The sequence below is a fragment of the Rhodococcus sp. P-2 genome (assembly GCF_016598535.1).
Taxonomy (GTDB): Bacteria; Actinomycetota; Actinomycetes; order Mycobacteriales; family Mycobacteriaceae; genus Rhodococcus_F; species Rhodococcus_F baikonurensis.
Genome location: NZ_CP066779.1, coordinates 16557 through 40000, shown reverse-complemented (window position 1 = coordinate 40000; position 23444 = coordinate 16557). Strand labels below are relative to the sequence as shown.

General features: G+C 62.9%; 26 protein-coding genes. 20 read left to right on the top strand and 6 right to left on the bottom strand.

What is annotated here, in order from left to right:
- Positions 1–54 precede the first annotated feature (54 nt).
- The 7 genes from thrS (at position 55) to pdxS (ending at position 7562) form a co-directional block, all read left to right on the top strand.
- Positions 55–2112 (top strand): threonine--tRNA ligase, encoded by a 2058-nt coding sequence (gene thrS, locus I7X09_RS00215; protein WP_200314993.1) that lies wholly within the window; start codon positions 55–57, stop codon positions 2110–2112.
- Positions 2109–2663 carry an HIT family protein gene (locus tag I7X09_RS00210; protein ID WP_095970499.1) on the top strand — a complete coding sequence of 185 codons (555 nt, stop codon included), beginning with the start codon at positions 2109–2111 and terminating at the stop codon, positions 2661–2663. Before thrS ends, I7X09_RS00210 begins: the two co-directional genes overlap by 4 nt.
- A gap of 81 nt (positions 2664–2744) precedes the next feature.
- Positions 2745–3440, top strand: coding sequence for a phosphatidylinositol phosphate synthase (pgsA, locus tag I7X09_RS00205; protein ID WP_325100596.1), 696 nt, complete (start codon positions 2745–2747; stop codon positions 3438–3440).
- Positions 3437–4339 carry a phosphatidylinositol mannoside acyltransferase gene (locus I7X09_RS00200; protein WP_200314991.1) on the top strand — a complete coding sequence of 301 codons (903 nt, stop codon included), beginning with the start codon at positions 3437–3439 and terminating at the stop codon, positions 4337–4339. Before pgsA ends, I7X09_RS00200 begins: the two co-directional genes overlap by 4 nt.
- Entirely contained in the window at positions 4336–5463 is a 1128-nt protein-coding gene (locus tag I7X09_RS00195; protein ID WP_095970498.1) for a glycosyltransferase family 4 protein, read from the top strand. Before I7X09_RS00200 ends, I7X09_RS00195 begins: the two co-directional genes overlap by 4 nt.
- Positions 5460–6482, top strand: a complete 1023-nt coding sequence (locus I7X09_RS00190; RefSeq protein ID WP_042951805.1) for an NUDIX hydrolase — start codon at positions 5460–5462, stop codon at positions 6480–6482. The genes I7X09_RS00195 and I7X09_RS00190 overlap by 4 nt, the downstream gene beginning before the upstream one ends.
- A 171-nt stretch (positions 6483–6653) precedes the next feature.
- Positions 6654–7562, top strand: a complete 909-nt coding sequence (gene pdxS / locus I7X09_RS00185; protein ID WP_124569700.1) for a pyridoxal 5'-phosphate synthase lyase subunit PdxS — start codon at positions 6654–6656, stop codon at positions 7560–7562.
- A gap of 102 nt (positions 7563–7664) precedes the next feature.
- Here the strand turns inward: pdxS and I7X09_RS00180 are convergent, their stop codons facing one another.
- Complete coding sequence (locus I7X09_RS00180; RefSeq protein ID WP_200314989.1) at positions 7665–8141, bottom strand: RidA family protein; 477 nt, start codon at positions 8139–8141, stop codon at positions 7665–7667.
- Between the two features lie 162 nt (positions 8142–8303).
- Between I7X09_RS00180 and I7X09_RS00175 the strand changes: the two genes are divergently transcribed.
- The 3 genes from I7X09_RS00175 to I7X09_RS00165 all read left to right on the top strand — a co-directional run bounded on the left by I7X09_RS00175 (position 8304) and on the right by I7X09_RS00165 (position 11302).
- The gene (locus I7X09_RS00175; protein ID WP_200314987.1) at positions 8304–8726 is read left to right on the top strand and encodes an NUDIX domain-containing protein; all 423 of its coding nucleotides are present in this window, start codon (positions 8304–8306) and stop codon (positions 8724–8726) included.
- A gap of 129 nt (positions 8727–8855) precedes the next feature.
- Positions 8856–10367, top strand: a complete 1512-nt coding sequence (locus tag I7X09_RS00170; RefSeq protein WP_200314985.1) for an HNH endonuclease signature motif containing protein — start codon at positions 8856–8858, stop codon at positions 10365–10367.
- A gap of 113 nt (positions 10368–10480) precedes the next feature.
- On the top strand, positions 10481–11302 hold the full coding sequence (locus tag I7X09_RS00165; protein WP_019748291.1) for an acyl-CoA thioesterase: 822 nt from the start codon (positions 10481–10483) through the stop codon (positions 11300–11302).
- Positions 11303–11338: 36 nt separating this feature from the next.
- On the opposite strand, the gene I7X09_RS00160 is transcribed toward I7X09_RS00165, so the two are convergent.
- Positions 11339–12004, bottom strand: a complete 666-nt coding sequence (locus I7X09_RS00160; protein WP_234036756.1) for a hypothetical protein — start codon at positions 12002–12004, stop codon at positions 11339–11341.
- A gap of 37 nt (positions 12005–12041) precedes the next feature.
- Here I7X09_RS00160 and tesB point away from each other — a divergent pair, with 37 nt between their 5' ends.
- On the top strand, positions 12042–12911 hold the full coding sequence (tesB, locus tag I7X09_RS00155) for an acyl-CoA thioesterase II (RefSeq protein WP_007732935.1): 870 nt from the start codon (positions 12042–12044) through the stop codon (positions 12909–12911).
- A complete protein-coding gene (pdxT, locus tag I7X09_RS00150) occupies positions 12911–13516 on the top strand; it encodes a pyridoxal 5'-phosphate synthase glutaminase subunit PdxT (RefSeq protein ID WP_200314983.1) in 606 nt (201 codons plus the stop codon). Before tesB ends, pdxT begins: the two co-directional genes overlap by 1 nt.
- A 26-nt stretch (positions 13517–13542) precedes the next feature.
- Here the strand turns inward: pdxT and I7X09_RS00145 are convergent, their stop codons facing one another.
- Both I7X09_RS00145 and I7X09_RS00140 read right to left on the bottom strand, forming a co-directional pair.
- Positions 13543–14220, bottom strand: a complete 678-nt coding sequence (locus I7X09_RS00145) for a response regulator (protein ID WP_200314981.1) — start codon at positions 14218–14220, stop codon at positions 13543–13545.
- Positions 14175–15401, bottom strand: a complete 1227-nt coding sequence (locus tag I7X09_RS00140; RefSeq protein WP_234036755.1) for a sensor histidine kinase — start codon at positions 15399–15401, stop codon at positions 14175–14177. Before I7X09_RS00140 ends, I7X09_RS00145 begins: the two co-directional genes overlap by 46 nt.
- A gap of 111 nt (positions 15402–15512) precedes the next feature.
- On the opposite strand from I7X09_RS00140, the gene I7X09_RS00135 reads away from it, so the two are divergent.
- Together I7X09_RS00135 and I7X09_RS00130 are read left to right on the top strand one after the other, a co-directional pair.
- Complete coding sequence (locus I7X09_RS00135; protein ID WP_003943331.1) at positions 15513–15713, top strand: hypothetical protein; 201 nt, start codon at positions 15513–15515, stop codon at positions 15711–15713.
- A 1-nt stretch (position 15714) separates the two neighbouring features.
- Positions 15715–16416, top strand: coding sequence for a GAP family protein (locus I7X09_RS00130; protein ID WP_200314978.1), 702 nt, complete (start codon positions 15715–15717; stop codon positions 16414–16416).
- A gap of 13 nt (positions 16417–16429) precedes the next feature.
- Here the strand turns inward: I7X09_RS00130 and I7X09_RS00125 are convergent, their stop codons facing one another.
- Both I7X09_RS00125 and I7X09_RS00120 read right to left on the bottom strand, forming a co-directional pair.
- Positions 16430–17350 (bottom strand): hypothetical protein, encoded by a 921-nt coding sequence (locus I7X09_RS00125; RefSeq protein ID WP_200314976.1) that lies wholly within the window; start codon positions 17348–17350, stop codon positions 16430–16432.
- On the bottom strand, positions 17347–17703 hold the full coding sequence (locus tag I7X09_RS00120; protein ID WP_030536855.1) for a GntR family transcriptional regulator: 357 nt from the start codon (positions 17701–17703) through the stop codon (positions 17347–17349). Before I7X09_RS00120 ends, I7X09_RS00125 begins: the two co-directional genes overlap by 4 nt.
- A 145-nt stretch (positions 17704–17848) precedes the next feature.
- Between I7X09_RS00120 and I7X09_RS00115 the strand changes: the two genes are divergently transcribed.
- The 6 genes from I7X09_RS00115 to secD all read left to right on the top strand — a co-directional run bounded on the left by I7X09_RS00115 (position 17849) and on the right by secD (position 23431).
- Positions 17849–18601: a YebC/PmpR family DNA-binding transcriptional regulator gene (locus I7X09_RS00115; RefSeq protein ID WP_007732951.1), complete on the top strand. Its 753-nt coding sequence runs from the start codon at positions 17849–17851 to the stop codon at positions 18599–18601.
- 125 nt (positions 18602–18726) lie between these two features.
- A complete protein-coding gene (gene ruvC, locus I7X09_RS00110) occupies positions 18727–19296 on the top strand; it encodes a crossover junction endodeoxyribonuclease RuvC (RefSeq protein ID WP_003943325.1) in 570 nt (189 codons plus the stop codon).
- Complete coding sequence (ruvA, locus tag I7X09_RS00105; protein WP_003943318.1) at positions 19293–19892, top strand: Holliday junction branch migration protein RuvA; 600 nt, start codon at positions 19293–19295, stop codon at positions 19890–19892. Before ruvC ends, ruvA begins: the two co-directional genes overlap by 4 nt.
- A complete protein-coding gene (gene ruvB / locus I7X09_RS00100) occupies positions 19889–20986 on the top strand; it encodes a Holliday junction branch migration DNA helicase RuvB (protein WP_095973598.1) in 1098 nt (365 codons plus the stop codon). The genes ruvA and ruvB overlap by 4 nt, the downstream gene beginning before the upstream one ends.
- A 138-nt stretch (positions 20987–21124) precedes the next feature.
- Positions 21125–21472 (top strand): preprotein translocase subunit YajC, encoded by a 348-nt coding sequence (gene yajC / locus I7X09_RS00095; protein ID WP_200314974.1) that lies wholly within the window; start codon positions 21125–21127, stop codon positions 21470–21472.
- 237 nt (positions 21473–21709) lie between these two features.
- Entirely contained in the window at positions 21710–23431 is a 1722-nt protein-coding gene (gene secD, locus I7X09_RS00090; RefSeq protein WP_095973599.1) for a protein translocase subunit SecD, read from the top strand.
- Positions 23432–23444 lie beyond the last annotated feature (13 nt).

Sequence of the window (23444 nt, the reverse complement as noted above, 5' to 3'; positions counted from 1 at the left end):
GCAGTGGGTACGACGCCTGTCTTACTTGTCGCAATACCTTAGGAGCACATCGCCGTGACCAGTCCCGCGCCAGAGCACTCAGCCGCCCCACTCCGGGTGCCCGCGGGGACGACCGCCGGGACTGCAGTGCGTGAAGCCGGATACCCCACGAAGGGGCCCGACGTGATCGTCGTTGTCCGGGATGGCGAGGGAACGCTCAAGGATCTGTCGTGGACACCTGAGGTCGATGTCGACGTCGAGCCGGTGGCGGCTTCCACCGAAGACGGACGCAGCGTCATCCGGCACTCCGCGGCCCACGTCCTGGCGCAGGCGGTCCAGAAAGAATTCCCCGACGCGAAGCTCGGGATCGGTCCGCCGATCAAGGACGGCTTCTACTACGACTTCGCGGTGGATCGTCCGTTCACTCCGGAGGATCTGGCCAAGCTCGAAAAGCGTATGAAGCAGATCATCAAGGGATCGCAGCGTTTCTCGCGTCGAGTGGTCGATTCGATCGAGGACGCTCGGGTCGAGTTGGCCGACGAACCTTTCAAGCTCGAACTCATCGACGACAAGTCCGGTATCGACGATCCCGAGATCATGGAGGTGGGTGGCAACGAGCTGACCATCTACGACAATCTCGATCCTCGTACCGGCGACAAGATCTGGTCCGATCTGTGCCGCGGCCCGCATATTCCGACCACCAAGCACATCCCGGCCTTCAAGTTGACCCGAAGCTCCGCCGCCTACTGGCGTGGCAACCAGGACAACGCCGATCTTCAGCGTGTCTACGGCACCGCGTGGGAGTCCACCGAGGCTCAGGACGAGTACCTCGAACTGCTTGCCGAGGCAGAGCGTCGTGATCACCGCAAGCTCGGTACGGAACTGGACCTCTTCAGCTTCCCCGACGAGCTCGGTTCGGGTCTGCCGGTGTTCCATCCCAAGGGCGGCATCATCCGCACGGAGATGGAGAACTACTCGCGCAGCCGCCACATCGAGGCGGGTTACGAGTTCGTCAACACTCCGCACATCACCAAGGGGCATCTGTACGAGGTCTCCGGTCACCTCGACTGGTACCGCGACGGCATGTTCCCGGCGATGCACGTCGACGAGGAGCTCAACGAGGACGGCACCGTGCGCAAGCCGGGCCAGGACTACTACCTCAAGCCGATGAACTGCCCGATGCACAACCTGATCTTCCGTGCTCGCGGACGTTCGTACCGTGAATTGCCGTTGCGGCTCTTCGAGTTCGGCTCGGTCTACCGCTACGAGAAGTCCGGCGTCATCCACGGGCTGACCCGTGTGCGTGGCATGACTCAGGACGATGCTCACATCTACTGCACCCGTGAGCAGATGCGCGACGAGCTGACCACCACGCTGCAGTTCGTGCTGAACCTACTCAAGGACTACGGCCTCGACGACTTCTACCTCGAGCTGTCCACCAAGAACCCGGACAAGTTCGTCGGTAGCGAAGACGTCTGGGAAGAGGCGACCGCGACGCTCGCCGAGGTCGGCGAAGCTTCGGGTCTGACCCTGGTTCCGGATCCGGGCGGAGCCGCGTTCTACGGTCCCAAGATCTCCGTTCAGGTCAAGGACGCCCTCGGCCGCACCTGGCAGATGTCGACCATCCAACTCGACTTCAACCTGCCGGAACGGTTCGAACTCGAGTACACCGGCAGCGACGGCGTCAAGACTCGTCCGGTCATGATCCACCGCGCGCTGTTCGGCTCGATCGAACGGTTCTTCGGTGTGCTGACCGAGCACTACGCCGGAGCTTTCCCAGCGTGGCTGGCACCGGTGCAGGTCGTCGGAATTCCGGTGGCCGAGGCGTTCGCCGATCACCTGTTCGACGTCACGAAGAAGCTCAAGGCAGCCGGTGTGCGTGCCGAAGTCGACTTCAGCGACGACCGTATGCAGAAGAAGATCCGTAACCACACCACGCAGAAGGTCCCCTTCATGCTCCTCGCGGGCGAGCGTGACGTGGAGGCCGGCGCGGTCAGCTTCCGTTTCCGTGACGGCACGCAGATCAACGGAATTCCCGTCGACGACGCCGTCCGGATCATCACCGAGTGGATCGGCCGCCGCGAGAACGCCTCGCCGACAGCCGAACTGGTGCAGCCAAGTGTGGCGCAGTGAGCGCCCCCGGTGACGAGGGTCCAGGTTCGCTGATCGACCACGGTGTCGGCGACCCTGACCATTTGCAGCGCATCTGGTCGCCGCATCGGATGTCGTACATCACCGAGGCGCCCAACACCCCGGGTACGACGGGTGAACCGTTCATCGACATTCCGAAGATGTCGGACGAAGAAGGGCTCATCGTTGCGCGCGGTGAGCATGTCTATGCGGTTCTGAACCTGTACCCGTACAACCCGGGGCACCTGATGGTGGTTCCGTACCGCAAGGTCGCGGCGCTCGAAGACCTGACGCCGGAGGAGAGCGCCGAGTTGATGGCGTTCACCCAGCAGGCGTTGCGGGTGATCAAGAGCGTGTCGAATCCTCACGGATTCAACGTGGGCCTGAATCTCGGTGCGGCTGCGGGCGGTTCGCTGTCCGAGCACCTTCACCAACACGTAGTGCCACGTTGGGGCGGCGACGCCAACTTCATCACCGTGCTCGGTGGGGTCAAGGTGATGCCGCAATTGCTGCGGGAGACCAGGGGACTACTCGCCGGTGCCTGGCAACAATAGGTTGACGCATCCGGCTTCATGGCAGGATGCATTGCTGCAACGAGTTCCGAACCGGAACTCACGACGGGGAGGGTTCCTGCGGTGTTGAGCTTCTTCGGGCGCGCATCGGTGTCCAAGGTGACGGCACCTATGGGGAAAGCGCTGGTCAAGACCGGTCTGACGCCGGACTCGGTGACAGTGATCGGCACGGTGGCAAGCGTCGCCGGTGCGGTGACGCTGTTTCCGTCCGGACATCTGTTCTGGGGAACCATGTTCATCTGGTTCTTCGTCATGTTCGACATGCTCGACGGCGCAATGGCTCGTGCTCGCGGCGGCGGAACGCGGTACGGGGCGGTACTGGACGCGACCTGCGACCGCGTGGCCGACGGCGCGATTTTTGCCGGCCTCGCCTGGTGGGCGGTCTACCACGAGAACAGCAAGTGGCTGCTCGTCGCGACGCTCATCTGCCTCGTCACCTCGCAGGTCATCTCGTACGCGAAGGCGCGCGCGGAGGCGAGCGGGCTGACTGCGGACGGCGGGTGGATCGAGCGCCCGGACCGACTGATCATCGTGCTGGTCGGATCTGGCCTGACGGGTATGGGTCTACCGTGGGCGATCCACATCGCGATGTGGGTACTTGCCGCCGGAAGCATCGTGACGGTCTTCCAGCGAGTGCTCGCGGTGCGCAATTCCCCTGGCGCCCGGGAGCTTCTGCCGATCGCCCCGGCCGCATCGACGGTCGAAGGCACGCCGAACACCGACGGCGAGCCTAAAACGGACGGCGAGGCAGAGAAATGAGCTTTGCCGAGCGTGCAACCGATCTGGGATACGCCGCGGGTTGGCGTCTGGTGCGAAGCCTGCCGGAATCGGTGGCGGTCAAGCTGTTCGACGCCGGAGCGGATTTCGCGGCACGCAAAGGCGGTCCCGAACAACTCAGGAAGAACCTCGCGAGAGTTCTGGGCACGACACCGGAGCAAGTTCCGGATCAGTTGATCAAGGATTCGATGCGCTCGTACGCCCGGTACTGGCGTGAGGCGTTCCGACTTCCGTCGATGGACCTGGTCGCCACCGGTAAAGCGCTGCATGCACTGGTCGAAGGCCAGGAACATCTGGAAAAAGCGATGGCGGCAGGTCATGGCGCAGTGCTGGCGTTGCCGCACAGTGGCAACTGGGACATGGCCGGGGTGTGGTGTGTTCAGCAATGGGGTGGGTTGACCTCCGTTGCCGAGCGGCTCAAGCCCGAATCCCTCTACGAACGGTTCGTCGACTATCGCGAGAGTCTCGGCTTCGAGATTTTCCCGCTCAGCGGCGGGGAGCATCCTCCGTTCGTCGAACTCTCCAAGCACCTGCGAGAGAACAAGATCGTGTGCCTGTTGGGGGAGCGCGATCTGGCGAAGAAGGGTGTACCGGTCACGTTCTTCGGAGAACCGACTCGCATGCCCGCCGGCCCGGCGAAGCTCGCGATCGACACCGGCGCGCCGCTGCTACCGGTTCACTGCTGGTTCACTCCCGACGGATGGGGTTTCAAGATCGACCCACCGATCGACGTTTCCGGCGGCGTCGGCCCGGCCACACAGGCACTCGCCGACCGTTTCGCGGTCAACATCGCAGCGCACCCCGCTGACTGGCACATGCTTCAACCTCTGTGGCGCTCGGACCTCTCCGAATCGCGGCTCGCCCGCATGGAGGGTGAATGAAAATCGGCATGATCTGCCCGTACTCCTTCGACGTCCCCGGCGGCGTGCAGGCGCACGTGGTGGATCTGGCCGAGGTGCTGATCGAACGTGGCCACAAAGTGAGTGTGCTGGCGCCGTCGTCCGACGACGACGAGTTGCCGGATTTTGTGGTTTCCGCCGGTAAAGCCGTCGCGATTCCCTACAACGGTTCTGTTGCGCGGTTGTCCTTCGGCCCGACGGCGAACGCCCGCCTCCGCAAGTTCATCGCGGAAGGTGACTTCGACGTTCTGCATATCCACGAACCCAATGCGCCGAGTCTGTCCATGCTCGCGTTGCGTATCGCGGAAGGCCCGATCGTCGCCACCTTCCACACGTCGACCACGAAGTCCTTGGTGCTGAGCACTTTTCAGGGTGTCTTGGCTCCGTATCTCGAGAAGATCAGCGGCCGGATCGCAGTCTCGGAGTTGGCGCGTCGTTGGCAGGTCGAGTCCCTCGGATCCGACGCGGTCGAAATTCCCAACGGCGTCGACGTCTCAGCGTTTGCCGAGGCCGACATGTTGCCCGGTTACCCGCGCGAAGGTGGAACCATTCTGTTCCTCGGTCGCTACGACGAACCGCGGAAGGGGATGGCTGTCCTCCTCGGTGCGCTGCCGGAGTTGGTCGAGCGTCATCCGGATCTCGAAGTGATCGTGGTCGGACGCGGCGACGAGGAAAAACTCCGCAAAGAGGCGGGCAAGTACTTCAAGCATCTCCGCCTGCTCGGGCAGGTCAGCGATGAGGAGAAAGCGTCGGCGCTTCGCAGTGCGGACGTCTACTGCGCGCCCAATCTCGGTGGTGAGAGCTTCGGGATCGTGCTGGTCGAGGCCATGGCGGCGGGCACTGCCGTCGTGGCGAGTGAGTTGGACGCTTTCCGCCGTGTTCTTCGCGACGGTCAGGCAGGCTTGCTGGTCCCCATCGGGAACTCCGATGCCTTGGCCGAGGCAATCGATTCCGTTCTCGGTGACCCGGATCGACGACGCGCGCTGGTCAACACCGCGACAAGTGTTGTTGCCGAATACGACTGGCCGGTGGTGGCCGAACAGATCCTGCGTGTCTACGAGACCGTCACGGTTGGCGGCACCGGCGTACGCGTGGTGGGTTCATGACCTTCTCCGCTCTGACGATCTTCATTCTCGGGCTCGTCGCTGCCGTCGTCCTGGTCGTCGGACTGTGGGCGTACGGGACGGCGAACCGACTCGATCGGCTGCATGTACGTTCGGATCAGTCGTGGCTGGCGCTCGATGCGGCACTGTCCCGTCGTGCCGCGGTTGTCCGCGCTGCGGCGGTGGACATGAGCGCCGACGACGCCCGCAGATTCGTCACCTTGGCGGACGCTGCCGAACGAGCGGATCGTCAGGATCGCGAACTGGCCGAAAACAGGCTCTCCAACGCTCTTGCCGCCTATGGCACGACGTCGCTGCGACCTCAACTGGTGGCCGAGTTGGCCGATGCAGAGGCGAGGGTGCTGATCGCTCGGCGGTTCCACAACGACGCGGTGCGCGACACTCTCGCGTTGCGTACGCGTCGACTTGTGCGCTGGCTGCACCTCGGGGGAACAGCACCGCTGCCTCAGTATTTCGAGATATCGGAGCGCACGACCGCGGCGGCGGTGCCCGAGGGCATCACCGTCGACACCTCGCGGACCTCCGCCCGCGTGGTCATGCTGGACGAGGAGGATCGGGTGCTGCTGTTGCGCGGCCACGATCCCAAGATCCCGAACACTTACTTCTGGTTCACCGTCGGTGGCGGGCTCGAACGCGGCGAACATCTGCGAGCGGCCGCGGTTCGTGAGATCGAGGAGGAAACGGGGTTCAAGGTAGCGCCGGAGAACCTGCGAGGTCCGCTCTGGCGTCGCGTGGCGATTTTCCCGTTCGACGGTGAGCTGATCCGTTCGGAAGAGCTGTTCTTCGCCACACGCACTCACGGCTTCGAGCCGGTCTTCCAAGGCCACACGGAATTGGAGCAGCGCGCGATCACCGGCCATCGCTGGTGCAGCGCCGACGAGATCCGCCGACTGGCCAAGTCCGGTGAGCCCGTCTACCCGTTGGATCTGGCAAACCTCCTGGTGGAGGCGGCGACGATCGCGGACGGTTCCGAGGATCCGGAAGTGCGTTCCATCCGTTGAACCGGTCGGCCGTTCAGCGGTCGCGGCCGTTTAAGGCCAGCAATGCCAAATTGGATACGGAATCGAAGGCCGGTTAGTCCTAGAGTTCTGGCCAGAGGCCTCCGAGCGAACGAACTCGTGTGTTCGCCGTGCCTCGTTTCTTTTGTCACGCCACTACTGCAGGAGTTTGCTGTGAGCACCCCCGACTCTGCCCCCACCACCGCCGTCGGCACCGCACGCGTCAAGCGCGGCATGGCTGAAATGCTCAAGGGCGGTGTGATCATGGATGTGGTCACCGCTGAGCAGGCCAAGATCGCCGAAGACGCAGGCGCCGTCGCCGTCATGGCACTCGAGCGGGTCCCCGCGGACATTCGCGCGCAGGGCGGCGTCTCCCGCATGAGCGACCCGGACATGATCGACAGCATCATCTCCACCGTCAGCATCCCCGTCATGGCGAAGGCACGCATCGGTCACTTCGTCGAAGCGCAGATCCTGCAGAGCCTCGGCGTGGACTACATCGACGAGTCCGAGGTCCTGACCCCGGCCGACTACGCCAACCACATCGACAAGTGGAAGTTCACCGCTCCCTTCGTCTGTGGCGCCACCAACCTCGGCGAAGCGCTGCGTCGCATCAACGAAGGCGCGGCCATGATCCGCTCGAAGGGTGAAGCCGGCACCGGCGACGTCTCCAACGCCACCACCCATATGCGCACTATCCGCGGCGAGATCCGCCGGTTGACCTCGCTCAGCGAGGACGAACTGTACGTGGCCGCCAAGGAACTGCAGGCCCCGTACGAACTGGTCGTCGAGGTCGCCAAGGCCGGCAAGCTGCCTGTCACCATGTTCACCGCCGGCGGCATCGCCACCCCGGCAGATGCTGCGATGATGATGCAGCTCGGCGCCGAAGGCGTGTTCGTCGGATCGGGCATCTTCAAGTCCGGCAACCCGAAGCAGCGCGCCGAGGCCATCGTCAAGGCCACCACGTTCTACGACGACCCGGACGTGCTCGCCAAGGTCTCACGCGGACTCGGTGAGGCAATGGTCGGCATCAACGTCGACGACCTGCCCGTCGGGCATCGCCTCGCAGAGCGCGGCTGGTGACACCAGGCTCGATGACCGGGCTCAACGCCTGAAGGTCTTCACAGACGAAGGGGCGGCGGTTGCATTGGCAACCGCCGCCCCTTCGGCGTATGGCAGACCGGGTCAGATGCTGTCCGATACCTCGAACACGAACTCGACCTCGACGGCACTGTTTCGGGGGAGTTCGGCCACACCGATCGCAGAGCGGGCATGTTGTCCGGCCGTACCGAAGATCTCGGCCAACAGGTCGGATGCGCCGTTGATCACCTGGGGCTGCTGCGAGAATCCTGATCCCGAAGCGACAAATCCAACGACTTTGACGACGCGAACGATGCGGTCGAGCCCGACCAATGCATCGACGGCTGCGAGTCCGTTCAGAGTGCACAACCGCGTCGCCAGGGCTGCGTCTTCGACGGACACGCCTTCGCCCAACTTGCCGATGCACGTCGTGGTGCCGTCGACGAGAGGCAATTGCCCCGACGTGTAAACGTATGACCCCGTCTGAACGGCAGGGAGATAAGAACCTGCGGGGGCGGCAACCGGCGGGAGGGTCAGGTCGAGCGCGGCGAGTCGTGCGGTCCAGGTACTTGCGTCGTTCATCGGTTCCTCAATGGGGTCTTTTGTCCGGGAATGGTGTTCGAGTCTGTCATCGGCGGTGTCTGCAAGTCCAAGTCGTATTTGCGCCCACCCCATCACTTTTGGTGATACTCACTGTCGTCGGATTCAAAATGGTGTTCGATTCGGCCACCTAAGCTTTGTTGTATGTCGTCAATTCGCAACATCTCGCTGGGGCTACCTGTCCGTTCCGGTCACGTACTCATGCTCGACGGCACGGACTCTGTCACGGGGGAGAACTTCCATCGATTGATCGGTGGCGGTATCGAGTTCGGTGAGACGGCCGAGGCAGCGCTGCGACGCGAGTTCGCGGAGGAACTCGGCGTCACGTTGGGGAGCGCCGAGTTGCTCGAGGTCGTCGAGAACATCTTCGAGTTCGAGGGGCGACTTGGGCATGAGATTGTCCATGTCTTTGCAGTCGACTCGGCTGACATCGATGCGATTCCGCTCGACGTGCAACTCCGAGTCCTCGACGAAGGTAGTCCAGTCCACTGGGTACTGACAGGTGTGTCCGACCGCCCCATCTACCCGGCCGGAGTCGCTCGCATTATCGACGCCCTGATTCAGTAGTGGAATCCGTTGCCGAAACAAGAGTGGCCGCAAATGTTGCTCCGCAACAATTTTCGGTCAATCGGGATTCTTCGGACTGATTTCCGGAAACCATAGCGATTCGAACAGAGTTTCGAATATGGTTGAGGAATGTTCGATGACGGAGTAGGAAGTTCAGGTACCGCAGCGCAGCTGCCCGGTGCCGAATCCGACTGCGCCCTCATCGATCTCATCGCCGACCTGCATGCGCGTGAATCGATGCTCGTGGAACGGAAACTCGCCGCCATTGCCGAGTTCTTCGAGCGTCGCAGCGCTGACCACTCCGATGCCGGCGCGTGGTCGTCCACCGCTCACGAACTGGCTGAGGCAGAGCTCGGCGCGGCGTTGACCATGGGTCGTGCCGCGGCGGGAAAGTTGATCGGTCTCGGCTTTTCTCTCAAGACTCGCCTCCACCGCACGCGTGCCGCTATGGCGCGTGGAGAACTCGATCTCTATCGAGTGGGCTTGATCGACTCCGCAACGGCCAACGTCGCCGACGATGTGATCGACGAGGTGGAACGGCAACTCCTCGAGAAGATTTCGGCCCCACCGATTCACGGCGGTACGGGCCTGACCGGTCGCCGATTGACGGCGGCTATCGACCGGATCGTCGCCGTGGTGGATCCCGAGGGAATGAGGGAACGTCGACGCCGCGCCCTGGCCGATCGGTTTGTGGGTGTGAGCGCTGCCGAGGACGGAATGGCCCGGATCTTGGGGAGTATTCCGGCGGAGAACGCACGGGCTTTCGACGGTCGGTTGCGGGAGTTGGCACTGTCAGTGTGTCGACATGATTCCCGTAAGTACGAGCAGCGACGAGCCGACGCATTGGGAGCGTTGGTAGCCGGGTCGACGATTCTGCCGTGTGATTGCGGCCGGGCCGACTGCCCACAACGTCGAAGCGGGATTGTTGTGGTGCGTCGGCCGTTGGTTCATGTGGTCGTGCTTGAGTCCGCGCTTCAAGGTGGTGAAGCACCAGGCGCAGACGAACCCGCTCACCTCGACGGGTACGGAGTGATCAGTGCGGAGCATGCGCGTGACATCGCTGCGGGTGCGGTGATTCGGAAGGTGAAGGTTCCAGCCGACGCGGAGCGTGAGTCTGCCGGTGCGAGCGAGCAAGCACCTTCGCCCGTAACCCCTTCGGCGTTCGTGTACCGCCCGGGCGCGTTCCTCGACACCTGGTTGCGGGTGATCGCAGGAAGCTGCCAGTGGTTGCACTGCGATGTCGCGGCATGGAATTCAGATCTCGATCACACTGAACCTTTTGATCATCGTGATCCCACTCGTGGTGGAAAGACCGTGGCGTCGAATATGAGTGCTTACTGTCGAAACCATCACCGCCTCAAGCATTCCGGTCAGTGGATGCACACCTCGAACCCGGACCGCAGCGTCATGCTGACCTCGCCGACCGGACATTGCTACCGAACGAGGCCGTCAGGTCTGATGTCGGGAATGCTCGAGCCAGTACCGCCCGAGGGCGGTCGGCGTCGGCGCACACGTCTGGAAAACAAGGCTGTGCGCGTCAAAGGTGAACGCCGGCGGCAGCGGTTACGAATGCACCTGCGAATGAAGAAGAGGGGCCGACGGAAGACCGTCGATCACGGAGACGATCCACCACCATTCTGAGTAGATCGGCGTGTCACTCCTTGATTTTGGATGCCCACTTTGGTGGCGGGGGGTGCGTCAGGCATTGTGTGAAGGTCGGTAGACGTCGGTACACGGGAAGATGTGGAGCATCGATGGCGAGGATCGAAGAAATTCTGGAGTTGGAACGCCTCGAGCGGGACATCTTTCGAGGAATCATCGCGGAGACCACCCTGACCCGCACTTTCGGCGGCCAGGTCGCCGGACAGGCATTGGTATCGGCGGTACGCACAGTCGATCCGGCCTACTCGGTACATTCGCTGCACGGGTACTTCCTGCGTCCGGGCAATCCGATGGAACCGACGGTCTTTCTGGTGGATCGAGTTCGAGACGGTCGATCGTTCGCGACCCGACTCGTCACCGGAATCCAAGACGGACAAGCCATTTTCACGATGTCGGCATCCTTCCACGTCCAGGACGAAGGCATCGAGCACCAGGACGAGATGCCACCGGTCCCCGACCCCGAGACCTTGGCCATCGCCCAGGATTCGGAAGACCCAGAAACTGCGTGGTTGGCGCGCGAGTGGTCCGACTGGGACCTGCGAATGGTGCCGAAGGCCGATATCAACAAACGTCCAGGCGCTGCCGCGCAGCAGCAAGTGTGGTTCCGTTCCCGCGAGGCTCTCCCGGACGACCCGGTATTTCACGTGTGCACGCTTGCGTACATGAGCGACATGACGCTGCTCGGATCTTCCCGCGGCCCTCACATGGACGTCGCCATGCAAAGCGCGTCGCTCGATCACGCCATGTGGTTCCTGCGTCCGTTCCGGGCCGACGAGTGGCTGTTGTACGACCAGACGTCGCCGTCAGCGGGCTTCGGTCGCGCACTGACGCAGGGACGAATCTTCGACAGCCGAGGAAATATGGTTGCTGCAGTCGTCCAGGAAGGCCTGACCAGGCTCTATCGGCCGAAGTGACGTCGCCTGAAGTGAGACCCATCGCAGTGAGACCCTTCAGGGGCGAGACCGCACCGCAGGCCGAGCTGGATGGTCGTACCTGACCTCGAAATCGACCTCCTCGTACACCTCTGATCGGTGTTCGAGGAGTGCGTCGACGGTCCACAGATCCGCCTCCGGTGTGTGCCGCCGCATGGCAGCCTCGCTCATGTCCAGGCGGACGCTGACGTCGAACTCCAGCCCACGCCCGAGCAACATCGGACCGGCGATCACGATGACCGCGCGCTCATGGACGGGGATACGGATCGAGCGAGCCGATCGATCGGTGGGTTCGTCCCAGAGTTTCGGCAACAGCGTTCGTTTGGTGCGGGCCGCGGTGATCACTTCGCGATCGAGTGCCGGATAGTCGAACCAGATGGTGCGGTAACTCAACCCATCCTCGTGGCCGAACTCGTATCGCAGCGAGGCCGGTCGCACGTAGTCGTGCAGTGACACAACAGCACTCGGTCTGTTGTGCGACTCGACCGCGGCGCCGACCAGTTCCGCGAGCCGAGACGGCTGCGCACAATCAGGTCCGTCGATCGCTACTACCGCCACCGACGGAAGGGATCCGCTCAGCCTTGCAATCTGCTCGGCCAGGGCGAGGGGAGTGGACGGGATGAATGTACTCACGCCCACCATGGTGCCGTGCCCGCTCGCCGAGGCGATATTGTGAACCGTCATCGCGCCCAGTGTGGCGGTCTATGTTTTCGGAGGACTCATGGTTGGTATCGAGGAGATCCTCGCGCTCGAACACCTGGAGAAGGACATCTTCCGTGGTGCGGTCCATCCCACCGCGCTTCAACGGACGTTCGGCGGGCAGGTTGCCGGGCAGTCGTTGGTTTCTGCCGTGAGCACCGTTGACGAGAGCTACCACGTGCACTCGTTGCACGGATACTTTCTGCGTCCGGGCAACCCGAAGATTCCGACGGTCTACCTGGTGGACCGCATCCGCGACGGACGCTCGTTCTGCACCCGCCGGGTGAACGCAGTCCAGGACGGCAAGACGATCTTCACGATGTCGGCCTCGTTCCACGTCGACGACGAAGGTATCGAGCACCAGGATCGGATGCCCTCCGTTCCGGCGCCGGAGGATTTGCCGGACGCGCAGACTGTTCCCAAATTGGCTGAATCGCAGTTCTACCAGGAGTGGAAGAACTGGGACATCAGAATTGTGCCCGCTGAGCAGAGCGCGTCAGCGCCGGATCTCGCCGCGCAACAACGCGTGTGGATGCGCTACCGCGAGGCTCTGCCGGATCGTCCGCTGCTGCACATCTGCACGCTTGCGTACCTCAGTGACATGACCCTGCTCGGAACTTCGAAAGTCCCGCACCGGGGCGTGAAGACGCAGACTGCTTCGCTCGATCATGCGATGTGGTTCCTGCGTCCGTTCCGGGCGGACGAGTGGTTGCTCTACGACCAGACGTCACCGTCGGCAGGTTTCGGTCGCGCGCTCACTCAGGGGCGTATCTACGATCGCGATGGCAACATGGTGGCAGCGGTGGTTCAGGAGGGTTTGACGCGTCTGGAACGCGAACCCGACAGCCATGAGAGCAAGAACAGCCGTGAGAACAAGACAGGAACTGTGTGATGACGCGTCCTTTGATCGGTGTACTCGCTCTCCAGGGTGATGTTCGCGAGCACCTTGCCGCACTTGATGATTCGGGTGCCGATGCCGTGGGTGTCCGTCGGCCGGAGGAGTTGGACAAGGTAGACGGAATCGTGATTCCGGGTGGCGAATCCACCACCATGAGCCGGCTTCTGCAGGTGTTCGAACTGTTGGAACCGCTTCGTGAGCGACTCCGCGGCGGGCTGCCGGCCTACGGTTCGTGTGCCGGCATGATTCTGCTCGCCAGCGAGGTACTCGACACCCGGCCGGACGCCGAACATCTCGGCGCCATCGACATGACGGTGCGCCGCAACGCTTTCGGCAGGCAGGTCGATTCTTTCGAGTCCGACCTGGAGTTCGAGGGCATCATCGGTGATCCCATCCGCGCCGTCTTCATCCGCGCCCCGTGGGTGGAGCGAGTCGGTCCGGGCGTTCAGGTCCTTGCGCAGGTTCCCGCCGCTGCGGGGGAGGCCGCGGGCCGGATCGTCGCGGTTCGGCAGGGCTCGGTGATCGCCACGTCATTCCATCCCGAGGTGACCGGTGACCGTCGGGTGCACGAGATGTTCGTCGATCTGGTGCGCGGATAACGATGCACACTCAGCCTCGGCCGAACCTACAGCTCCAGTTCGCGGGCAAGGATCGCCGCCTGGACGCGTGAGGTGAGGTGCAACTTCGACAGAACTCGCGACACATGCGACTTCACCGTCGGAGCACCGACACCGAGTTCCCGCGACAGTTCGGCATTCGACAGACCGGTCCCCAGCAGCGCGAGCACCTCACGTTCACGGTCGGTGAGCTCGCTCAATCCCATCGGTTCGGTGGGTTTGGGTGCACGCTGGACGAACTCGCCGATCAGTGCACGCGCCGCGCGAGGAGCGAGCACTGCATCTCCGGCTGCGACATTGCGGATAGCACTGGTCAGCTCGTCTGCGGTCGCAGTCTTGACCAGGAATCCCGACGCACCAGCGCGCAGGGCCGCGAAGACGTATTCGTCGAGATCGAAGGTGGTCAACACCAGTACGTGGCTTCGGGTAGTTCCGACGATCTGGCGTGTCGCTTCGATGCCGTCGGTGCCCGGCATCCGGATGTCCATCAGCACGACGTCGGGTTGATGTGTCCGAGTGACCGTGATCGCCGACGCTCCGTCACCGGCCTCCGCGACGACTTCGATGTCGTCGTGCTGCCGCAGGATCATCGACACGCCGGAACGGATCGCGGCGTGGTCGTCGACCAGAGCGACAGTGATCACCGATCCGTTCCGCTCGGTGCGGGGACCGGTAGTTGCGCGCATACCGTCCATTCTCCGTCGACCGGAAGTGCGTCGAGTGAACCGCCCAGCAGCTCGGCGCGGTGACGCATGTTTGCAAGTCCATGCGTTCCTACCCGCGGATTGGATGTGTCGTGACCGACGGGGTTTCGGATCTCGATCTGTAATGCATTGTGCTGGAGAGAGATCGACATCGAGATCGGCGCTCCGGGCGCATGCTTGAGTGCATTGGTCAACGCCTCCTGGGTGATTCGATACGCCGTATGATCGACCACGCTCGGCAGATCGGCAGCATCGATGTCGATCGCAACGTGCACAGTGCCGCCGGCTGCCCGAACTGCGTCCAGGACGACGGGCAACTCGGTCAGCCTCGGGGGAGAGGAACGCGGGTCCGGGGTCTCGTCGTCTCCGGCGTGGAGCAGTTCGATCATCGACCGCATCTCGGAAAGGCCCGCGAGACTGCTCGATCTGATCGCCCCGATCATCTCCCGCAAGCCAGTTTGTCGTTCATCGTCGGGTTCACCCCGTTCAGCGGAGAGAGCTGCGGTGGACAGTGCGGCCTCCGAGTGGATTGCGATGGCGGAGAGGTGGCTCGCGATCACGTCGTGCAGATCGCGCGCCATGGTCGCGCGTTCGTGAGCGACTGCGGCCTCGCGGTCCAGAACGGCGAGTGCTTCGTGGACTCGGGAACGCTCACGTTCGGCCTCGGTCAGTTCGACCTGTCGACGGATGACCAGTGCCCACCACACCGGCGTACCGAAGAACAGAGCGGTCACGACGCCTGCCCCGGCTGCAGCGCGGACGTCCTGGGTGGACAGATAGACGAGGGCGGCGAGCGCGGCAACCGTCACCGCGGTCAGAGAACACACCACGCGGCCCAGCCGAGCCGTCCCGTACAGAACTGCGGCGTAGGTGAGATCCGAGAGAACCAGCCACATCGGCAGAGTGGGGCCAAGGGCGGCGTCGACCGCGACGATGACGGTCCCCGCCGCCAGGGCCGTGGCCGGGCGCACCCGCCGGAACGAGTCGATTGCACACAGCAGAGCCAGCATCCCGATCCGGACTCCGACGGGGACGTCGGCGACAGCTCCGACATCGGTCCACATTTCGTACAAGCCGACGAGGTAGAGGAGCGCCCCGATCGCGAACAAGCCGAAGGCGATGAGCGGATCGTTCCACTTGCCGACACTCCGACTTCTGGTCACCACAGACTTATCAGAGCACATCGGGGCGCTCGACTTGTCATACCAAATGATGAGATCGGCGTTGTTCCGATGACTGATGTGCGGATTCGAGAGAGAAGACACGCTGGAGGCATGAAAATTCGATTCGAGTTGATGATCGGCATTCTCTTGGTCGTCGGTGGCGGCTGCCTGTGGCTGTTCGCGCGTGACGCCGAGTTCTTCTGGTTTCGCGGCGGGCCACTCGGCGTGATCCTCGCGATCATCGGTGCTTTCGACATCGTGAATGCAGTCCGAACGAGGGAGACGGCGATACCCGAGCGCCGAAACGACTGACGTGGACCTCGTCCTACTCGTGACCCTGGGCGGACTCGCCCTGCTGGACAGTACGAGCATCGGAACGTTGGTCGTCCCGGTCTGGATGTTGTTGATGCCGGGACGACCGCACGTTCGCAGGCTGCTGATCTATCTGGTGGTCATCACGACGTTCTATTTTGTTGTCGGGGTGGCAGTCTGGACGACGGCACGGGCAGGCATGCCTGTCGTCGCCCCGCTGCTCGAAACCCCCGCAGCCCGCGGTGCGCAGTTGATTCTCGGTATCGCGTTGTTCGCGTGGAGCTTTCGATTCGATTCCGAGAGGAGGCGCACATCCGGTCAGGCCGATCGAACTCATGTTTGGCGAGAGCGGGTGCTGGGCTCGGCGAGTTCCGCGAGAAGTGTTGTACTTCTGGCGATTGCTGCCGGGACTGCTGAATTGGTGACGATGCTGCCTTACTTGGCGGCAATCGCGATGATCACCGCTGCTGGGTTGTCCGCAGTCACGTCTGCGTCGATACTTGCCGGTTACTGTCTGATCATGGCCGCGCCAGCGGTCCTTCTTCTGTTCGGGCGGGTCGTGGCCGGCCACCGCCTCGACAAGCCGCTGCGCCGAGTGGATTCGTTCATCTCTCACCACGGCGACAGCGCAATGGGTTGGGTGTTCGGCATTGCCGGCTTCTACCTCGCCGGCAATGCCGCTGCCGTGTTGTTCGTAAATTGACGTCGTTCGTGAATCAACCGGCCTGAACCAGCGAATTGATCAGCTTCACACCGTCTTCCGGGTGATCGACGGTCACGGCGAACAGTCGTCCGTTCTCGAGAGTGACCACGATGGCCTCGCCCGAGCGGAGCGTGACGGCTGTTCCACGAGGTGTGATCCGGTACCCCCATCCACCCCATTCGGCCGGACGTATCGCGTCGACCGACGCGGACTTCACCTTCGAAATGGGGATCTTCTTCCATCGAACGCCCCAGGAACTGATGCCGACACCGTGACGGTCGACGCGCACGGTGACCGACGCGAATGCTGTGACGGCGAGGGTGGATACACCCAGGATCACGGCAACCCACCAATCCGAATACGCGGCAGTCGCGATCACGAGAACTACGAGGCCGGCGGTAGCGATCCACGGCCAGACGCTGCGGACCTGCCCGATCCACACTGCACGTTCGGATGACGTCAGTGGAGTGTCGAGCGTCGGAGTCGGCAGGGGCGACTTCGGGCCGTTTCGTTGCTGGTCAGGCAGCGCGTATGCCAGAACTCCCACGAGTACCGCCGCGATCGGCGCAAGAATCCACCAGCCGATACGTGCGTCTGCCGGCGTTCCGGCATCGAGCGTCAGGGCAACGCTCAGAATCCAGATCGTCGCCAGCGTTGCGCTCGAGATCGAGGTGACGGCGAGAAACAGGGGGGCGTTGTCACTCGAACGGGCCGCGACAACACACGCGATAACGACTGCCACCAGTGATATCGCCAGCGCGATGGAGAAAAAGGTCGTCGTGGTGCTGAACCCGTCCGGGTTCGACCCGGACCAATGGCTCGCGACGGTCTCGGGTAGGCGGTCACCCCACGCGAAGCGTGCGAGAACCAGGATCAGGGTCGGGATCAGAGTCAGCGAAGCTGCTGTCCAGAGTCGGATCTTGCTGGTCGTCATTGTGTGCTGGTCTCCTTGATGAGGTCGAGCATGTGCGCGGTGTCGAGTCCGAGATTTCGGGCTTGCCGTACGAACTCGCGCGCAGATTCGTTGAGAGCTGTTCTTCCCGAGTCGAATTCGGCGCGAATGACGGCGCCACGTCCGCGTCGGAGGTCGAGCAGGCCTTCGTCGCGCAGTGTTGCGTACGCACGAAGAACCGTATGGAGATTGACGTCGATCGACTCGGCAAGGGCGCGAGCGGACGGCAGGCGGTCACCTGGACCGATCTCACCGCGGATGACCGAGCCACGAACCCCGGCTGCAATCTGCTCCGCGAGTGGAGTTGTGGAGGCGTGATCTATTCGGACCAACATGTTTGCATTCTATGCAAACAATGCCAGGTTTGACTAATTCGTGTCGGGGGATGCAGCGAGTTGTGACGTGGGACGGGTAACATCGGCAGAGCTGAAAGACGCGCATTCGGCGTGCGCAACGCAGCAGGAAAGGGGCTTGAATCGCATGAGCGGCCACTCAAAATGGGCCACCACCAAGCACAAGAAGGCTGTGATCGACGCACGTCGTGGCAAATCCTTCGCGAAGCTGATCAAGAACATCGAGGTGGCGGCACGAACCGGCGGTGGCGATCCCACGGGCAACCCCACCTTGTACGACGCCATCCAGAAGGCGAAGAAGACGTCAGTTCCCAATGACAACATCGAGCGTGCGCGCAAGCGCGGCGCCGGTGAAGAAGCGGGCGGCGCAGACTGGCAGACCATCATGTACGAGGGTTACGGACCCAACGGCGTCGCCGTTCTGATCGAGTGCCTCACTGACAACCGCAACCGCGCAGCCGGTGAAGTTCGCACCGCGATGACCCGCAACGGTGGAAACCTCGCAGACCCGGGTTCGGTGTCCTACCTGTTCGCTCGCAAGGGCGTCGTCACGCTCGAGAAGAACGGCCAGTCGGAGGACGACGTCCTGATGGCTGTGCTCGACGCCGGCGCCGAAGAGGTCACCGATCTCGGTGAAACCTTCGAAATCGTCAGTGAGCCACAGGATCTGGTTGCAGTGCGTTCGGCGCTGCAGGAAGCCGGCATCGACTACGACTCAGCCGAAGCTGATTTCCGCGCTTCCGTCGAGGTTCCCCTGGATGTCGACGGCGCACGCAAGATCTTCAAGCTCGTCGACGCGCTCGAGGACTCCGACGACGTGCAGAACGTCTACACCAACATCGATCTGTCCGACGAGGTTCTCGCGGCTCTCGAAGACTGATTGCTTTTCAACTCAACCCGGCCCGGACGTCCGCGTCTGGGCCGGGTTGCGTGTTGATGCGGGGTAGTAGTACCGCACACCGCTAAGCTATCGAACAGCTGTTCGGTATGGAGAGGTGTGACAAAGTGCGCGTGCTCGGAGTGGACCCAGGGCTGACTCGCTGCGGGTTGGGCGTGGTCGACGGGAGCAACGGCAGGAAAGTGCGCCCGATTGCAGTCGACGTGGTGCGGACCCCGGCAGAGATGGACCTCGGTTCTCGGCTCCTGCGGATTTCCGATGCGGCCGAACTGTGGATCGAGCAGTACAAGCCCGAGGTGGTTGCGATCGAGCGAGTGTTCGCGCAGCACAACGTCAGTACCGCGATGGGAACGGCGCAAGCGGGCGGTGTTGTGGCACTCGCGGCAGCCAGGCGCGGAATCCCGGTGTGTTTCCACACGCCCAGTGAGGTGAAGGCTGCCGTCACCGGTAGCGGTAACGCAGACAAGGCGCAGGTCACCGCGATGGTGACTCGAATCCTGAATTTGAAGACTGCGCCGAAACCTGCTGATGCCGCCGACGCGCTGGCGCTGGCGATCTGTCACTGCTGGCGAGCTCCCATGATCGAGAGAATGGCCCGCGCCGAGGCGATGGCCGCTGAACAAATGCGTAAGTATCAGGCAAAATTGGCCGAGACGAAGAAGGCAGGTTCACGATGATCGCGTCGGTACGCGGCGAGGTACTCGATATTGCGCTCGACCATGCGGTCATCGAAGCGTCGGGCGTCGGCTATCGGGTCAATGCCACCCCGGTGACCCTCGGTGCGCTGCATCGGGGAAGCGAAGCACGACTGTTCACGACGATGATCGTTCGCGAAGACTCGATGACGTTGTACGGCTTTTCCGATACCGAGTCGAAGGATCTGTTCAGCCTTTTGCAAACGGTCTCGGGTGTCGGGCCGCGCCTGGCGATGGCAACTCTCGCAGTTCTCGAACCCGACGCATTGCGGCGGGCACTTTCGGAAGGCAACCTGACGGCGTTGACGAGGGTCCCCGGTATCGGAAAACGCGGCGCTGAGCGCATGGTCGTCGAACTGCGCGACAAGGTCGACGCGGTCGCGACGACGGCCGGCGCGGCTTCCGGTGTGGTCGCCGGCAGTTCGATCCGCGATCAGATCGTCGAGGCTCTGGAAGGTCTGGGCTTCCCGATCAAGCAGGCCGAGCAGGCCACGGACTCGGTTCTGGCGGAATCACCCGAGGCCACCACGTCGGTCGCGCTGCGTTCTGCACTGTCGTTGCTCGGTAAGACTCGATGAACTTCGACCCGATCGACGATTTCGAGGACGAGTCGCAGGTCTCCGCCGAATTGGTGGCAGGGGACGGCGACGTCGAAGCGAGTTTGCGTCCCAAGAGTCTCGACGACTTCATCGGGCAACCTCGTGTTCGCGAGCAATTGCAGCTGGTGCTCACCGGTGCAAAACTTCGTGGCAGCACGCCTGATCACATCCTGATGTCCGGTCCGCCCGGGCTGGGTAAGACGTCGATGGCGATGATCATCGCGGGGGAGTTGGGCTCTTCACTGCGGCTGACGTCCGGGCCCGCACTCGAACGCGCTGGAGACTTGGCCGCGATGCTGAGCAATCTCGTCGAAGGCGACGTGTTGTTCATCGACGAGATTCACCGCATCGCGCGTCCGGCGGAGGAGATGTTGTACCTGGCGATGGAGGACTTCCGTGTCGACGTCGTCGTCGGCAAGGGGCCGGGCGCCACGTCGATTCCACTGGAGGTTGCACCGTTCACGCTGGTCGGTGCGACTACCCGATCCGGTGCGCTGACCGGTCCGTTGCGCGATCGTTTCGGATTCACCGCGCACATGGATTTCTACGAACCCGAAGAGCTGCAACAGATTCTGATGAGGTCGGCCGGAATTCTGGGCGTCAATCTCGAAGTTGACGCCGGGGCCGAAATCGCGCGACGCTCGCGCGGGACGCCGCGTATCGCGAACCGCTTGCTGCGCCGGGTTCGTGACTTCGCCGAGGTCCGCGCCGACGGAATCGTCACCATGGACGTCGCTCAGGCAGCCTTGGCCGTCTACGACGTGGACCAGTTGGGCTTGGACCGTCTCGACCGATCCGTTCTGAGTGCGTTGGTGCGGTCGTTCGGCGGCGGGCCTGTCGGCGTGTCGACGCTTGCGGTGGCCGTCGGCGAGGAACCGTCGACGGTGGAAGAAGTGTGCGAGCCGTTCCTGGTCCGTGCCGGGATGATCGCCCGGACGCCGCGAGGACGTGTGGCTACCGCCGCTGCCTGGACACAACTCGGAATGACACCGCCGCCGGATGCCGCAGCGGGCGGTATCGAGGTTCGTGTCAACGAACCGCAGGCCACGTTGTTCGATCCGAACGGAGAGTGAATTTCGACTGGAAAGGCCTACTTGAACGGCCGATCTGTCAGGAATCCTCAGCAACTAATGGCACACTGGTGTATTGCGTAGGTCCATCCGGGACCATCGCGGCGTAAAACGTGCAACACAACCGAGGTTGATCAACACATGTCGAGTTTGCTTTTCCCACTCTTGATCCTCGCACTGCTGGTGCCCATGTTCCTGGGCATGCGCAAGCAGAAGAAGGCTTTGGCTGCCACTTCCGAGATGCAGGACTCGCTGCAGGTCGGCGATCGAGTGCAGACCACGGCCGGGCTCTATGCCACGATTGCTTCTCTGGACGACGACACCGTGGACCTCGAGATCGCCGACGGCGTCATCACCACCTGGTCGCGTCTGGTCATCCGTGAGCGCGTGGTCGAGACGGCCGAGACCGACGAGTACGACGACGACTCGATTTCGGAGATCGAAGAGTCTGCTGCCGACACCGAAATCCGGCTCACCAAGGAGTCCTGACTTCGTCGACCTGGTACGTGTTCTAGAGTTGTGAACTCGGACACACGTCCAGATCAGTTTGTCCGTGGTAGTTCTTTCGTGAGAATGGTTCTTTCGTCAGAGCCGTTCTTTGACCAGCAGCTCAGTTCATCCCGTTGATCAATCGTTGCAGTTCGAACACCGCAGCTCGGGTGGTTGTCGACCGCCCGAGCCCTGCATTTACTGAAGCTCTGCACCTACTGAGGAGACTTAAAGATCGTGGCACCTTCCACCGGAACGGTGCATCCGGTCCGCTACCTGGCCCTTTTCGGGGTCCTGGTGGTGGCACTGTATGCCCTGGTGTTCTTCACTGGCGACAAGTCGACTACGCCGAAGCTCGGTATCGACCTGCAGGGTGGAACGCGCGTCACGTTGACCGCTCGTACCCCGGACGGCAGCGCTCCCAGTCAGGACAGTCTGAAGCAGGCTCAGGAAATCATCGAGACCCGCGTCAACGGTCTCGGCGTTTCCGGCTCCGAGGTCGTCGTCGACGGTGACAACCTCGTCATCACCGTTCCCGGCGACGACAGTGCGCAGGCTCGCTCGCTCGGCCAGACCGCGCGTCTGTACATCCGCCCGGTGACGGGTTCGATCGATGTCGCCACCCGTGACGCGAATCGGACAGCTACGCCCGAGGCGCCGGCGGCCGAAACTCCGGCCACCGATGCTCCGGCTCCCGAAGCGCCCGCTGACGGGACCCAGACTCCGCAGAACCGTCCGTTCCTGGCTCAGGACCCGACTACCCCGGAGGCCACCCCGGCGCCGGAGACGACAACGCCGGCTCCCACCGGAGACGCGCCGAGCGACGGCACCGACGAAGGCGACGCAGCCGCAGCGGAAATCGCCGCAGCGCGCGCCCTTCGACAGAGCACCGACCAAACCGTGCAGCAGCAGGCACTGGCCAACCTCGACTGCTCGGTTGCAGATCCACTTCGTGGCAACGACGACCCGACCCTGCCGCTGGTCGCGTGCTCGCAAGACGGACTGAACATCTACCTTCTGGGTCCCTCGATCATCGACGGCCAGGAGATTGCCGACGCGTCGTCGGTCTTCAACTCACAGCAGTCGCGCCACGAGATCAGCCTCTCGTTCAAGACGACCGGCAGCAACACCTGGGCCGAGTTCACCTCAGCCAACATCGGCAAGCAGGCAGCGTTCACGCTCGACTCGAAGGTCGTCAGCGCTCCCACGATTCAAGGCGCAACGCCTGCGGGTAGCGCCACTTCGATCACCGGCAGCTTCACTGCAGAAAGCGCCAAGGAGCTGGCCAATACACTGAAGTACGGTTCGCTTCCGCTCTCGTTCGCCGCCTCGGAAGCCGAGACGGTCTCGGCCACGCTCGGCCTGGCCTCACTGCAGGCGGCATTGATCGCCGGAGCAGTCGGTCTCGTACTCGTGCTGCTGTACTGCCTCGTCTACTACCGCATGCTCGGCGTTCTGACGGCGTTGTCGCTGATTCTCTCCGGAGTCATGGTCTACGCGATCATGGTTCTGCTCGGCAGATACATAGGCTTCACACTCGACTTGGCCGGCATGGCCGGTCTGATCATCGGTATCGGTATGACCGCCGACTCCTTCGTCGTGTTCTTCGAACGCATCAAGGACGAAATGCGTGAGGGACGTAGCTTCCGCTCGGCGGTGCCACGCGGTTGGGCGCGAGCGCGCCGAACCATTCTTTCGGGCAACGCGGTGAGCTTCATCGCCGCTGCAGTTCTGTACGTACTGGCGGTCGGACAGGTGCGAGGATTCGCCTTCACCTTGGGTCTTACCACCATCCTCGACGTGATTGTCGTGTTCCTCGTGACGTGGCCACTGGTCAGCATGGCGTCCCGTTCGGCGTTCTGGTCCAAGCCCAGCGTCAACGGTCTCGGCGCAGTGCAAGAGGTTGCCCGCGAACGTAAGGTTGCCGCCGCTGCGTCGGCTAAGGAGACACGAGCATGAGCGAGTCCAACAA

Coding starts and splice junctions, on each gene's coding strand:
- I7X09_RS00190 (WP_042951805.1), top strand. CDS start 5,460: ATGACCTTCTCCGCTCTGACGATCTTCATTCTCGGGCTCGTCGCTGCC.
- I7X09_RS00175 (WP_200314987.1), top strand. CDS start 8,304: ATGTCGTCAATTCGCAACATCTCGCTGGGGCTACCTGTCCGTTCCGGT.
- I7X09_RS00195 (WP_095970498.1), top strand. CDS start 4,336: ATGAAAATCGGCATGATCTGCCCGTACTCCTTCGACGTCCCCGGCGGC.
- ruvA (WP_003943318.1), top strand. CDS start 19,293: ATGATCGCGTCGGTACGCGGCGAGGTACTCGATATTGCGCTCGACCAT.
- I7X09_RS00115 (WP_007732951.1), top strand. CDS start 17,849: ATGAGCGGCCACTCAAAATGGGCCACCACCAAGCACAAGAAGGCTGTG.
- I7X09_RS00145 (WP_200314981.1), bottom strand. CDS start 14,220: ATGCGCGCAACTACCGGTCCCCGCACCGAGCGGAACGGATCGGTGATC.
- I7X09_RS00170 (WP_200314985.1), top strand. CDS start 8,856: ATGTTCGATGACGGAGTAGGAAGTTCAGGTACCGCAGCGCAGCTGCCC.
- I7X09_RS00165 (WP_019748291.1), top strand. CDS start 10,481: ATGGCGAGGATCGAAGAAATTCTGGAGTTGGAACGCCTCGAGCGGGAC.
- I7X09_RS00180 (WP_200314989.1), bottom strand. CDS start 8,141: ATGAACGACGCAAGTACCTGGACCGCACGACTCGCCGCGCTCGACCTG.
- ruvB (WP_095973598.1), top strand. CDS start 19,889: ATGAACTTCGACCCGATCGACGATTTCGAGGACGAGTCGCAGGTCTCC.
- pdxT (WP_200314983.1), top strand. CDS start 12,911: ATGACGCGTCCTTTGATCGGTGTACTCGCTCTCCAGGGTGATGTTCGC.
- I7X09_RS00120 (WP_030536855.1), bottom strand. CDS start 17,703: ATGTTGGTCCGAATAGATCACGCCTCCACAACTCCACTCGCGGAGCAG.
- I7X09_RS00135 (WP_003943331.1), top strand. CDS start 15,513: ATGAAAATTCGATTCGAGTTGATGATCGGCATTCTCTTGGTCGTCGGT.
- I7X09_RS00125 (WP_200314976.1), bottom strand. CDS start 17,350: ATGACGACCAGCAAGATCCGACTCTGGACAGCAGCTTCGCTGACTCTG.
- I7X09_RS00160 (WP_234036756.1), bottom strand. CDS start 12,004: ATGACGGTTCACAATATCGCCTCGGCGAGCGGGCACGGCACCATGGTG.
- yajC (WP_200314974.1), top strand. CDS start 21,125: ATGTCGAGTTTGCTTTTCCCACTCTTGATCCTCGCACTGCTGGTGCCC.
- tesB (WP_007732935.1), top strand. CDS start 12,042: ATGGTTGGTATCGAGGAGATCCTCGCGCTCGAACACCTGGAGAAGGAC.
- I7X09_RS00200 (WP_200314991.1), top strand. CDS start 3,437: ATGAGCTTTGCCGAGCGTGCAACCGATCTGGGATACGCCGCGGGTTGG.